General features: G+C 62.5%; 8 protein-coding genes. 4 read left to right on the top strand and 4 right to left on the bottom strand.

Translation table 11 applies throughout. From position 1 onward, the window contains the following. Nucleotides 1–141 precede the first annotated feature (141 nt). The gene (locus tag AC0L3D_RS19015) at nt 142–1,365 is read left to right on the top strand and encodes a lytic murein transglycosylase (RefSeq protein ID WP_128247070.1); all 1,224 of its coding nucleotides are present in this window, start codon (nt 142–144) and stop codon (nt 1,363–1,365) included. A 110-nt stretch (nt 1,366–1,475) separates the two neighbouring features. Further along, nucleotides 1,476–2,711 carry an SGNH/GDSL hydrolase family protein gene (locus AC0L3D_RS19010; protein WP_419694634.1) on the top strand — a complete coding sequence of 412 codons (1,236 nt, stop codon included), beginning with the start codon at nt 1,476–1,478 and terminating at the stop codon, nt 2,709–2,711. A 170-nt stretch (nt 2,712–2,881) separates the two neighbouring features. Here the strand turns inward: AC0L3D_RS19010 and AC0L3D_RS19005 are convergent, their stop codons facing one another. Together AC0L3D_RS19005 and gltB are read right to left on the bottom strand one after the other, a co-directional pair. Next, the gene (locus AC0L3D_RS19005) at nt 2,882–4,336 is read right to left on the bottom strand and encodes a glutamate synthase subunit beta (protein ID WP_023798073.1); all 1,455 of its coding nucleotides are present in this window, start codon (nt 4,334–4,336) and stop codon (nt 2,882–2,884) included. A gap of 143 nt (nt 4,337–4,479) precedes the next feature. Beyond that, nucleotides 4,480–9,228 (bottom strand): glutamate synthase large subunit, encoded by a 4,749-nt coding sequence (gene gltB / locus AC0L3D_RS19000; protein WP_473627491.1) that lies wholly within the window; start codon nt 9,226–9,228, stop codon nt 4,480–4,482. 576 nt (nt 9,229–9,804) lie between these two features. Between gltB and AC0L3D_RS18995 the strand changes: the two genes are divergently transcribed. Further along, nucleotides 9,805–10,857, top strand: coding sequence for a threonine aldolase family protein (locus AC0L3D_RS18995; protein ID WP_473645436.1), 1,053 nt, complete (start codon nt 9,805–9,807; stop codon nt 10,855–10,857). A gap of 71 nt (nt 10,858–10,928) precedes the next feature. Here the strand turns inward: AC0L3D_RS18995 and AC0L3D_RS18990 are convergent, their stop codons facing one another. Beyond that, complete coding sequence (locus AC0L3D_RS18990) at nt 10,929–11,393, bottom strand: Hsp20 family protein (RefSeq protein WP_077380347.1); 465 nt, start codon at nt 11,391–11,393, stop codon at nt 10,929–10,931. Between the two features lie 561 nt (nt 11,394–11,954). Between AC0L3D_RS18990 and AC0L3D_RS18985 the strand changes: the two genes are divergently transcribed. Then, nucleotides 11,955–12,929 carry an alpha/beta fold hydrolase gene (locus AC0L3D_RS18985; RefSeq protein ID WP_473627488.1) on the top strand — a complete coding sequence of 325 codons (975 nt, stop codon included), beginning with the start codon at nt 11,955–11,957 and terminating at the stop codon, nt 12,927–12,929. A gap of 114 nt (nt 12,930–13,043) precedes the next feature. On the opposite strand, the gene AC0L3D_RS18980 is transcribed toward AC0L3D_RS18985, so the two are convergent. Further along, nucleotides 13,044–13,434, bottom strand: a 391-nt coding sequence (locus AC0L3D_RS18980) for a DUF1579 domain-containing protein (protein ID WP_473645434.1), incomplete at its 5' end; no start/stop codon positions are given.

Below are 13,434 nucleotides of genomic sequence, written 5' to 3'. Positions count from 1 at the left end.
TTATGGAACGGCTGGTCAGAAAAAATCTGTAGTCCGTAAAGCACCAACCCGCCTTTTCGTTCCCAACGGCACCTATGGTAAACTAAATGCTAACCGGGTTAGGCGATGAATGATCTTCCTGTGATGAAGAAGGAGGAAAAGATGTCCGTTCGCGACGCCGCAAAGCGCTTCACCAGCATCGTTGCGGCCGCCAGCCTTTCGCTTGCCTTGCTGATGCCCACCGGATCGGCTTTTGCCGACACCGGTTTCCGGCAATGGGTGGCGAGCTTCCGCGCCACCGCGGTGCGGAGCGGCGTTTCCGGCGCCGTTTACGACCGCGCATTCGAGGGCATCAGCGATGCCGACCCGGTCGTGCTGGAAAAAGCGCGTTATCAACCCGAATTCACCGCGCCCGCCTGGGACTATTTCGATAACCGCGTCCATGACCAGTCGGTCGCTGTTGGCAAGCAGATGGCCAGGAAGTGGAAGCCGTGGCTGGACAGGATCGAGGCAAGATACGGCGTCGACCGTCACATCCTGCTGGCGATCTGGTCGATGGAATCGAACTACGGCGAAATCCTCAAGCGCGACGATGTCATGCGCAATGTCGTGCGTTCACTGGCAACGCTTGGCTATGCTGATTCGAGACGATCGAAGTTTGCCCGCACACAGTTGATCGCGGCGCTGAAAATCCTGCAAAGGGGCGACATCGATAAAAGCCACCTCAGTGGCTCATGGGCCGGCGCCATGGGCCATACCCAGTTCATTCCCACCAGCTACCAGGCCTATGCGGTCGACATGGACGGCGACGGCAAGCGCGACATCTGGAATTCGATTCCCGATGCATTGGCAACGGCCGCCAATCTGCTCAGGAAGAACGGCTGGCAGGCCGGCAAGACCTGGGGCTATGAAGTCAGCCTTCCCGACGGAAAGAAGTTCCCGGCCGGATCGAAGTCGTTGTCGCAATGGCAAGCGCTGGGTGTCACGCGTGCCAACGGCAAGCCGTTCAAGAGTGGGGAGAAGGCCACGCTGAAGGTGCCAGGCGGCCGTGGCGGCCCGGCTTTCCTGATGGTCAAGAATTTTTCGGTCATCAAGCGTTACAACAATGCCGACAAATATGCGGTTGCCGTTGGCCTTCTTGCCGACGAAATCGCAGGTTATGGTGGGCTTGTGCAGGACTGGAAGCGGCCTTTCACGAAGCTCTCCTTCGAGGAGAGGCAGGAGCTTCAGCAACGGCTTTCCCAGTACGGCTACTATGACGGCAAGTTCGACGGCAAGATCGGCGAGGGATCGAAAGCCGCCATCATGGCCTTCCAGGCGAAGGCTGGCTTGACCCAGGACGGACATCCGAGCATGGAAGTGCTCAAATGGCTCAGGCAGAACTAGCTTCGCATAGGGCAGACCTGGAGCATCGGACAAATCCGATGCTCAACTTAAGGTAGAGCGGCGGCACGGTTGTATCAGAGTCCGGCGCTCTTTAGGGATGGAGACGGTAATTGGTTTCGGCTGCGCGTATCCGTGTGATCCTTCGTCGCGTGCCGATCCTGATTCTGGCTATTGCCGTCCTGGCCGTCGGCACTGCCGCCGTCTTTCACACGCCGGCCGTGGCGCAGGAAGAACAAAGGCGTGGCTGGTCGCTGCGCGACTTGTTGTTTCTGCGCCGAAGCGAGCGGGTGGAACCGCCGCGACTGATTGAGCCGCGACGGATTCAGAGGATCGGGCCACGGAAGCCAAAAGTCAGAAAGTCGCGTGCCGCGCCGCGCCGGCCGGCTGAGCCGGCAGCCCCCATTGTCGAGAAGGCGCCGGATGCCCGCACCGTTCTGGTGGTCGGCGATTTCATGGCGACCGGCCTCGCCGAGGGTCTTGACACCGCCTTTGCCGAAAACAACAAGGTCAGGATCGTCGTTCGCAGCAATGGTTCGTCCGGTTTCGTGCGTGACGATTTCTACAACTGGCCCGAACAGATCAAGTCGCTGATCGAGACCGAAAAGCCCGCGGCCGTGATCGTCATGCTGGGTTCCAACGATCGGCAGCAGATGCGCGTGAACGGTGAACGCGAACAGCCACGGACCGAAGCGTGGACCAAGGAATACGAACGCCGTACCGAAGCGTTCGGCAGGGCCATCGCATCGGCCAAGGTGCCGTATCTGTGGGTCGGCATGCCGGCCTTCAAGGCGCCGAAGATGACCTCCGACATGCTGGCTTTCAACGACATCTACCGCTCGACGGCCGAAAGCCATGGCGGCGAATTCGTCGACATCTGGGACGGTTTCGTCGACGAGGAAGGCGCCTTTGTCACCAGCGGGCCTGATATCAACGGCCAGCCGGTGCGCCTGCGCACCGACGACGGCATCCGTGTGTCGAAAGCCGGCAAACGCAAGCTCGCCTTCTATGCTGAAAAACCCTTGATGAAGATCCTTGGAATGACCGCGCCCCCGGGCACACTGGCAGCTTATGCGCCAGCCGGCGCTCCGGTCGAGGCGCCGGCGCCGACACCCATGGCCGTCGATCGCACCGTGCCGATGCTGCTCAGCGATCCGGCACTCGACGGCGGTACGGAACTTCTCGGCGCCGCAGCGCCGGCAAAGGCGGACGGGCTTGGCGAAAAACTCTTCGTCGAGGGCAAGGTATCAGCTGCTTCGCCCGGCCGCGCCGACGATTTTTCCTGGCCGCCAAGGAAGCGGCCTGCGGCGGCGGCCGTGCCCGAAACGACCACGGCGATCACTCCCTAACGCGCGTCGCTGTGGCCGGCCCCATGCGACGCGCTTCAGGTTGTTTTTTAAGCATGTCGTTATCGCAAACCGCTGCACACTTTTGCGCGACATGCATTAAACCTGCTCCGGGCACCGGAAGCGCAGAAAACGCCCTCAGATGGCCGCGGGAGTAGCGTTTCCAAACGGTCTCAGCGCGGCAGCACGCTCGATCCCATCAGCGCCTCGTCGATCGAACGCGCTGCCTGACGGCCCTCGCGGATCGCCCAGACGACCAGCGATTGACCGCGGCGCACATCGCCCGCCGCATAGAGCTTTTCGACGCTGGTCTTGTAGTCGCGATCATTGGCCTCGACGTTGTTCGAGCGGCGGCTGTCGATGGCGATCTTCATCTGGCCAGCCAGTTCCGACACCGGCCCGACGGCGGCCGGCCCGGCAAAGCCGATAGCGATGAAGGCGAGATCCGCACGGATGACGAATTCCGTGCCGGCGATCGGCTTGCGCTTTTCATCGACCTCGCAGCATTTGACGCCGGTCAACGCGCCGTCCTCGCCGATGAATTCGAGCGTCGCCACCTGGAACTCGCGCTCGGCGCCTTCCGCCTGCGAGGACGAGGTGCGCATCTTCGTCGCCCAGTAGGGCCAGACCGAAAGCTTGTCCTCCTTTTCCGGCGGCTGCGGCCGGATGTCGAGCTGGGTGACACGCACGGCGCCCTGGCGGAAGGCAGTGCCGACGCAGTCGGACGCGGTGTCGCCGCCGCCGACGACGACGACATGCTGGCCGCCGGCGACGATCGGCGGCGAGGGCCACGCCACCGACTGGATCGGCTCGCCGCCGATGCGCTTGTTCTGCTGCACCAGGTAAGGCATCGCGTCATGCACGCCGTCGAGATCGTCGCCGGGAATGTTGGCCGGGCGCGGCGTTTCCGAACCGCCGCAATAGAGCACCGCATCATATTCTGCGAGCAGCTCCGCCACCGGCTTGTCGACGCCGACATTGATCCCGCAATGAAAACTCACGCCCTCGCCTTGCATCTGCTCGATGCGCCGGTCGATATAGTGCTTCTCGATTTTGAAGTCGGGGATGCCGTAGCGCATCAGCCCGCCCGGCCGGCTCTCGCGCTCGTAGACGTGAACGTCGTGGCCGGCGCGGCCAAGCTGCTGGGCGGCCGCCATGCCGGCCGGCCCCGAGCCAATGATTGCGACGCGCCTGCCGGTCTTCCTTTCCGGCGGATAGGGCCGGATATGACCGGTTTCATAGGCCTTGTCGGCGATCGCCTGCTCGATCGTCTTGATGGCGACCGGAATGTCCTCGAGGTTCAGCGTGCAGGCTTCCTCGCAAGGTGCCGGACAGATGCGGCCGGTGAATTCCGGGAAGTTATTGGTCGAATGCAGGTTGCGGATCGCATTGTCCCAGTCGCCATTGTAGACGAGATCGTTCCAGTCCGGGATCTGGTTGTGGACCGGGCAGCCGGTCGGCCCGTGACAGTACGGAATGCCGCAATCCATGCAGCGCGCGGCCTGTTTCTCGACCTCCTTGTCCGACATCGGCAGCGTGAACTCGCGAAAATGCCGGATGCGGTCGGAAGCCGGCTGGTACTTGTGCACCTGCCGGTCGATCTCGAGAAACCCTGTTACCTTGCCCATAGTCCAGTCCCTGCTGTCCAGATGGCGCGCTCGACGACGCACCCGTTAACCTCATAAGGCAGCCATGGCAACCTTCAGTCCGAGGCCAGGATTGTTGATGAAGGCATCGACCGGGAAGCTTTGCTTCCCGGCAATCCCAATACCTATTCCGCCGCAACGCCCATGCGCATGCGTTCCATTTCGATCAGCGCGCGGCGGTATTCGACCGGCATGATCTTCCGGAATTTCGGCCGGAAAGTCGCCCAGTTGTCGAGGATCTCGCGGCCGCGCACCGAACCCGTGTAATGGACGTGGTTCGAGATCAGCTGATAGAGCCGCTCCTCATCATGGCTGGTCATGTCGCCGGACACGTCGACGCGGCCTTTGTGATCGAGGTCGCCGCCATGATGGAGCAGTTTCTCCATCAGGTCGTCTTCTTCGGGAACGGGTTCCAGTTCGACCATCGCCATGTTGCAGCGCTCGGCGAAATCACCCACCTCGTCGAGCACATAGGCGACGCCGCCCGACATGCCGGCGGCAAAGTTGCGGCCGGTCTGCCCGATGACGACGACAATGCCGCCGGTCATGTACTCGCAGCCATGGTCGCCAACACCTTCGACGACGGCGGCGACGCCCGAATTGCGAACCGCAAAACGCTCGCCGGCGACGCCGCAGAAATAGGCCTCGCCCTCGGTCGCGCCGTAAAGCACCGTGTTGCCGACGATGATCGAATCCGCGGCGACGATCTTCGTGTTCTCAGGCGGGCGGATGACGATGCGTCCGCCCGACAGGCCCTTGCCGACGTAGTCGTTGGCCGCACCGACCAGCTCGAACGAAACCCCACGCGCCAGGAAGGCGCCGAAGGACTGGCCGGCGGTGCCGTTGAGCTTGACCGAGATCGTGTCCTCGCGCAGGCCCTTGTGCCTGAAGCGCTTTGCCACTTCGCCCGACAGCATGGCGCCGGTCGAACGGTCGACATTGCGGATCGGCAGCTCGATGCTGACCGGCTGCCTGGCTTCGAGCGCCGGCTTGGCCAACTCGATCAGCTTGCGGTCGAGCACGTCGTCGATCGGATGCTTCTGCCGCTCGGTCCAGTGCACCGCCTCATGCGGCGCATCCGGCTTGAAGAACATCTTGCTGAAATCGAGCCCGCGCGCCTTCCAGTGCTGGATCAGCGCCCGCTTCTCCAGGAGTTCGGTGTCGCCGATGATCTGGTCGAGATGGGTGTAGCCCATCTCGGCGAGCAGCGCCCGGACCTCTTCCGCCACATAGAAGAAGAAGTTGATGACGTGTTCCGGCGTGCCCTTGAAGCGCTTGCGCAACACCGGATCCTGCGTCGCGACGCCGACCGGGCAGGTGTTGAGATGGCACTTGCGCATCATGATGCAGCCGGCCGCGATCAGCGGTGCGGTCGAGAAGCCGAATTCGTCGGCGCCAAGCAGCGCGCCGATGACGACGTCGCGGCCGGTGCGCAGGCCGCCATCGACCTGCAGCGCGACGCGCGACCTGAGGCCGTTGAGCACCAGCGTCTGGTGCGTCTCGGCAAGGCCCATTTCCCACGGGCTGCCGGCGTGCTTGAGCGAGGTCAGCGGCGATGCGCCGGTGCCGCCGTCATAGCCGGAAATGGTGATGTGATCGGCGCGCGCCTTGGCGACGCCGGCCGCAACCGTGCCGACACCGACTTCCGAGACCAGCTTGACCGAGACATCAGCCGCCGGGTTGACGTTCTTGAGGTCGTAGATGAGCTGCGCCAGATCCTCGATCGAGTAGATGTCGTGATGCGGCGGCGGCGAGATCAGGCCGACGCCGGGCGTCGAATGCCTGACCTTGGCAATGGTGGCATCGACCTTGTGGCCGGGCAGCTGCCCGCCCTCGCCGGGCTTCGCGCCTTGCGCGACCTTGATCTGCATCACATCGGAGTTCACTAGATACTCCGCCGTGACGCCAAAACGCCCGGAAGCGACCTGCTTGATCGCCGAACGCTCGGGGTTCTTGCCGCCGTCCGGCAGCGGCAGGTAACGGTCGGCCTCTTCGCCGCCCTCGCCGGTGTTCGACTTGCCGCCGATCGTGTTCATGGCGCGCGCCAGCGTGGTGTGCGCTTCCCTGGAGATCGAGCCGAAGGACATCGCTCCGGTCGAGAACCGCTTGACGATATCGGCCGCCGACATGACCTCGTCGAGCGCGACCTTCTTGCGCCCGGTTTCTTCGGCCAGCCTGATCTTGAACAGGCCGCGAATGCTCTGCGCCCGCGCCGTCTCGCTGTCGATCTGAGCGGAATAGTCCTTGAACGTCTGCCACGATCCCTGGCGCACGGCGTGCTGCAGGGTGGCCACCGCATCGGGCGACCAGATATGCGCTTCGCCGCGCATGCGGAACATGTATTCGCCGCCGACCTCGAGGCTGTTGCGCAGCACCGGGTCGTTGCCGAAGCCGTCGGCGTGGCGGCTGACCGTTTCGGCCGCGATCTCTTCCAGCCCGACGCCTTCGATCAGCGTCGCGGTGCCGGTAAAATATTTTTGCACGAAATCGGTCTTCAGCCCGATGGCGTCGAAGATCTGCGCGCCGCAATAGGACTGGTAGGTCGAGATGCCCATCTTCGACATCACCTTGAGAATGCCCTTGCCGATCGACTTGATGTAGCGGGAGACGACCTCATTGGCGTCGACTTCGGCCGGCAGCTCGCCGCGCTTATGCATGTCGAGCAGCGTGTCGAAGGCGAGATAGGGATTGATCGCCTCGGCGCCATAGCCCGCAAGGCAGCAGAAATGATGCACCTCGCGCGGTTCGCCGGACTCGACCACCAGCCCCACCGACGTGCGCAATCCCTTGCGGATCAAATGATGGTGGACCGCCGCCGTCGCCAGCAATGCCGGGATGGCGATGCGGTCCGGCCCGAGCTGACGGTCGGACAGGATGATGATGTTGTAGCCGCCGGCGACCGCCGCCTCGGCGCGCTCGCACAGCCGGTCTATGGCGCCCTGCATGCCGGCCGCGCCTTCGTTCGAAGCATAGGTGATGTCGATCGTCTTGGTGTCGAAACGGTCCTCGGTGTGACCGATGGAGCGGATCTTCTCAAGATCGCCATTGGTCAGGATCGGCTGGCGCACTTCGAGCCGCTTGCGACGCGAATTGCCGACGAGGTCGAAGATGTTAGGCCTTGGCCCGATGAACGACACCAGGCTCATCACCAGTTCCTCGCGGATCGGGTCGATCGGCGGGTTGGTGACCTGGGCGAAGTTCTGCTTGAAATAGGTGTAGAGCAGCTTGGATCTGTCCGACATCGCCGAAATCGGCGTGTCGGTGCCCATCGAGCCGACCGCTTCCTGGCCGGTGGTCGCCATCGGCGACATCAACAGCTTGGTGTCTTCCTGGGTAAAGCCGAACGCCTGCTGGCGATCGAGCAGGCTGACGTCCCTGCGCAGCGCCCGCGGCTCGACCGGCTTCAGGTCTTCGAGGATGAGCTGGGTGTTGGCGAGCCAGCTCTTGTAGGGATGCCTGGTCGCGATCTCCGACTTGATCTCCTCGTCGGAAACGATGCGGCCCTTCTCCAGGTCGATCAAAAGCATGCGGCCGGGCTGCAGCCGCCACTTCTTGACGATCCTTTCCTCCGGCACCGGCAGCACGCCGGCTTCCGAGGCCATGATGACGCGATCGTCGTCGGTGACGATATAGCGCGCCGGGCGCAGCCCGTTGCGGTCGAGCGTGGCGCCGATCTGGCGGCCGTCGGTGAAGGCCACCGCCGCCGGCCCGTCCCACGGCTCCATCAGGGCGGCGTGGTATTCATAAAAGGCCTTGCGATCTTGATCCATCAGCTTGTTGCCGGCCCAGGCCTCAGGGATTAGCATCATCATTGCGTGAGCGAGCGAGTAGCCGCCCTGCGTCAGGAATTCGAGCGCATTGTCGAAACAGGCGGTGTCCGACTGCCCCTCATAGGAGATCGGCCACAGCTTGGAGATGTCGTTGCCGAACAGTTCGGAATCGACCGAGGCCTGCCGCGCCGCCATCCAGTTGACGTTGCCGCGCAGCGTGTTGATCTCGCCATTGTGGGCGACCATGCGATAGGGATGCGCCAGCTTCCACGACGGGAAGGTGTTGGTCGAGAAACGCTGGTGGACGAGGATCAGCGCCGTCTCGAAACGCGGATCGGTCAGATCCTTGTAGTAGGCGCCGACCTGATAGGCCAGGAACATGCCCTTGTAGACGATGGTCCGCGATGACATCGACACGACGTAAAAACCATTGTCGACGCCCTTGGTCTCTTCATGGATACGACCGGAAATCACCTTGCGCAGGATGTAGAGCCGCCGCTCATAATCGTCGTCGCTCTCGATCTCGGCGCCACGGCCGAGGAACACCTGCCGCTGGACCGGTTCGGAAGCAGCGATATCAGGCGCCTTTGACAGCGATGAATTGTCGACCGGCACGTCGCGATAGCCGAGTAGCGGCTGGCCTTCGAGCTGCGCGACCTCGGCGATGATGCCTTCGATATGCGCCTGAAGCTCAGGATCGCGCGGCATGAACACATGGCCGACGGCGTAATGGCCAGGCTTGGGCAGTTCGACGCCCTGGCTGGCCATCTCCTCGCGGAAGAAGCGGTCGGGAAGCTGCACCAGCACGCCGGCGCCGTCGCCCATCAGTGGGTCGGCGCCGACGGCGCCGCGATGCGTCAGATTTTCGAGCACCGCCAGGCCGTCCGTGACGATCTGATGCGACTTGACGCCCTTCATATTGACGATGAAGCCGACGCCGCAGGCATCGTGCTCGTTGCGCGGATCGTAAAGGCCGTGGGCGGCGAACCCGGTAGGGGTCCGCCCGATCTTGGTCAGGCCAGTGGCGATGGACGGATTTTTGACGGCTGGCGCTTTCGTCTGCGCGGCCGGGCCGTTCGTCGCAGATGGCGTCACTTCCGTCATCGTCCTGTCCTCCATCCCCAGCCCTTAGGGCGCTGGTTTCCGTTGGGAAGCGCATGAGCTTCCCTCTCATCCTTGCGGCACGTCTTGCGAAAATCCTTGCAGAACCAGGCGGCCTGGTTCGCATCCGGCAATCGTACAGGCCAGAGCCAGGCTGTCTACCTGTCGCTCGCGGCAACGGCCGGAGAGGCCCAATGATACGCCAATCCAGCCTGTTTTGTGCGACAAAATAAGACAGCACTACTGTCCTAAATTTTTATGACAGAAATTGCGGATGCGCACAAGACCGATTCACAACAATTGTGAGCATCCAGAGATAGAAAATTACGCGCCACCCCGTCAAAACGCAACCTTCAGTCGTCCGCCTTAATGCATGTCGCGCAAAAGTGTGCAGCGGTTTTGCGATAACGACATGCATGAAAACAAAAACCTAAAGCGCGTCGCATGAGGCCGGCCGAACGCGACGCGCTTTAGGTCCGGCCTCTCGCTGGCTTTACCGCTTTTCCGGCGCTTGGCACTTGCGAGCGGCATGCGAAAGCGGCCAAGGTCGCCTTGATTTTCCCCAGCACAGGCAAACGCATGAATTTCGCTTCCGACAATTGGGCAGGCGCCCATCCCAGCATCGCCGCGGGCCTGTCGGCCCATGCCGGCGGCTTTTCCACCGCCTATGGCGACGGCGCCCTCGACGAGGCCGCATACCAGCGCTTCAACGAAATCTTCGAGCGCGAGGTCGCGGTGTTTTTCGTGGCCACCGGCACCGCCGCCAATTCCCTGTCGCTGACCGCCTACAACAAATCGGGCGGCATTTCCTTCTGCCATCGAGAGTCGCATGTCATCGAGGATGAATGCGGCGCCCCGGAATACTTTACCGGCGGCTCACGGCTCCATGCCGTCGACGGTGCGCTGGGCAAGATCGATCCGAACGACCTGGACAGGGCGGTCGGCCGGTTCGCGGCTGAAATCGTCCATTCCGGGCGCCCGATGGCGGTGTCGATCACCCAGTCGACCGAGGTCGGCACCATCTACACACTGAACGAAATTGCCAGGATTTCGGCGATCGCCAAGCATCACAACCTGCCGCTGCACATGGATGGTGCCCGCTTCGCCAATGCGCTGGTCGCGCTCGAGACAACACCGGCGCAGATGACCTGGAAGGGCGGCGTCGACATCCTCTCTTTCGGCGCCACCAAGAACGGCTGCTGGTGCGCCGAGGCTATCGTGCTGTTCGACCTCGACCGCGCCAGGGAACTGGCCTTCCTGCGCAAGCGCGCGGCGCAATTGTTCTCGAAATCGCGCTTCATCGCAGCGCAGTTCGAAGCCTATTTCAAGGACGACCTGTGGCTCGACACGGCGCGGCATGCCAACGCCATGGCAGCACGCCTCGCAGCACTGATCGAGGATTCCGCGTCGGCGCGTCTGGCCTGGCTGCCGCAAGCCAACGAAGTGTTCGCGGTGATGAAAAAGGCCAAGGCGGAACGGGTGCTTTTGGCCGGTGCCGCCTTCTACGACTGGCACAAGCCGCACGGCTTTGCTGGCCATATCGGCGAGGACGAAGCGCTCTATCGTTTCGTCACCAGCTTTGCGACCACGGCCGAAGAGGTCGACCGCTTTGGCGAGCTAATTGCTGGATAGCGGCACCTATCCATAAAAAAGGGCGGCGCCAGGCGCCGCCCTCGTCTGTTAGGTCGTCTTTGTGACGCAGCTTACGCGGCGGTCTTGGCCTCGATCTGCTTGGCCTTCGCCGAAGACGCGGAGATCGCGATCTTGCGCGGCTTCAGCTCCTCGGGAATATTGCGCTTGAGGTCGACGAAGAGCAGGCCGTTCTTCAGCGAGGCGCCGACGACGTCAACATGGTCGGCAAGCTGGAAGCGGCGCTCAAAGGCCCGGCTGGCGATACCGCGATAGAGCAGTTCGGAGCCTTCGCCATTGCCCTCCTTGCGCTCACCCTTGACTGTCAGAACGTTGCGGTGAGCCTCGATCGAGAGCTCATCGTCCGAGAAGCCGGCGACCGCCATCGAGATGCGATAGGAATCCTCACCGGTGCGCTCGATGTTGTAGGGCGGATAGGTCTGTGCACCTTCGGGCTGCGCAAGCGAATCGAGCATGGTGAATAGCCGGTCGAAACCGACGGTCGAACGATAAAGCGGGGAAAAATCAACGTGACGCATAGTGTGTTCTCCTGTTGAGCAACAAACGTGTGGCCGGTGCGAAACCCGTGACGGCGTTCCGGATGGGCCAGCGGCCCCGACATTGGCGGCCGCAACAGACATTTGGGGAGCACGAGAAGGCATTTCAAGATTCTGCCGCCTCGGTGAACGGCAGATGAACCGCGACTTCGGCGGACGTTCAGCTAAGTCGCGCTAGACTGCTTCCAGGATCAAGGAACAGGCGGCGGTTACGGCGTCGCGCGTCCTCTCGGACATGCAAAAGGAAGCTGTAACACTTTGATTGCGCATGATTCACGGCGAAATCGGCTGCGGTTTTCGCGGTTATGCGCGAGATGCCGCAACGGGGCCGACCGGGTGTAACGTCCCTTCCTCCCGGATCGACGGGGGGCCGGAAGCATGCCGCAAGCTGCTTTCGGCCTCACTCGCCGGCTGGCTCGTTCAGCCTTTCCAACGCGTCCGGAATTCCTTTGCTTTTGCTGCCCTTTGCTTTTGCTGCATGGGGCGTCTATGCCTACCACAGCTTGCGCCATGCAGGCAGCGACACATAAAACGCAGCGCCGAATGACGGACCTCCTCGACAAAATTCCCCTCTTCCGCGAAATTCCGGGCAATCCGCTGCCGGAAAATGCGGCCGGTGGTTTCTTCACCACGCGCGACGGCAAGAAGATCCGTTATGGCCTCTTTGCCGCCGTTGCCCGCCCGATGAAGGGCACCGTGGTCCTCTTGACCGGCCGCAACGAGTGCATCGAAAAATATTTCGAGACCATCCGCAACCTCGCCGACCGCGGCTTTGGCGTCGCCACCTTTGACTGGCGCGGCCAGGGCGGTTCCGACCGGCTGATCAGCGATCGCGAGCGCGGCTATGTCCGCAGTTTCTTCGACTACACCGGCGACCTGGAACAGTTCTTCGAGGAGATCGTGTTGCCCGACTGCCGGGGGCCGTATTACATATTGGCCCATTCGGCCGGGGCGGTGATCACGCTGCTTGCCGGGCCGTCGATGGTGAACCGCGTACGGCGCATGGTGCTGATCGCGCCCTTCCTGGCGGTGCCCGACCTGCCGGTCTCGACAGCCACCGTTCGCCGCCTCTGCTCGCTGTTCTGTCTGCTGGGCCTTGGCAAGCTTTACGCCGCCTGGGGTCCGCGGCCCAGAAAAACCATACCCTTTGCCGTCAACAAGGTGACATCGGATCCCGAGCGGTATCGGCGCAACACGCTGCTCTACGAAACCTACCCGCAGCTGGCGCTCGGCGGCCCGACGATCCGCTGGCTGAAAGCGGCGGCGCAGGCCTCCGAGGTCATCAGCGATCCCGACTTCATGGCCAGGATCCGGGTTCCCTTGCTGGTGGTCGCCGCCGGCGCCGACCAGGTCGTCTCGACTAAAGCGGTGGAAACCTACACCAGACGCCTGCGTCTCGGTTCACTGCTGATGATCGATGGTGCACGCCATGAAATATTGCAGGAAGCCGACTTCTATCGCGAGCAGTTCTTTGCCGCCTTCGATGCCTTCATTCCGGGAAGCGATGACAACTCCTGATTGAGTGCCGTGCTCCTCCGGACGCGCAAAAGACCGCTCCAAATCATTGAAATCCATGACTTGGCTTGAAAGAATGACTTGGCTTGAACAAATGCCTGCCAGGTCGATCGTCGGCTACACTTGCCGGGTGAAATCCATGATCCAGTTGGTCTCCCAGGTCTTGCCGCCATCCGCTGAAAAAGCCTGCTCCCAGCGCGCCGATTTTTCAGTGATCCGCGACCACAGGAAGCGAACCTGGATAGCGCGTCCGTCAAAAACGTCTTCACATAGGAACGTGCCGACGCCTGCTTGGAAGGCGCCGCGCATCGGAATATCGATGGTCGCCGGATTGCGGCCGTCGATCCACCAGATCGACCATTGTCTCGTCGCCGGATCGAAGGTCCGCAGTGTGGGGGGGGGGGTGGGGGCCGCCGGGGAGAAAAAAAAAATTTGGTGGTCAATTGCGCGCCCCGCCAACGGCGGGGGGCCCGCGGGATTGCCCCCACAAACCACCCCGGTAGTGTGG

The organism is Mesorhizobium sp. WSM4837, from assembly GCF_055811435.1.
The sequence above is the reverse complement of the archived record's forward strand: the minus strand, read 5'-3'. Positions and strand labels throughout refer to the sequence as shown.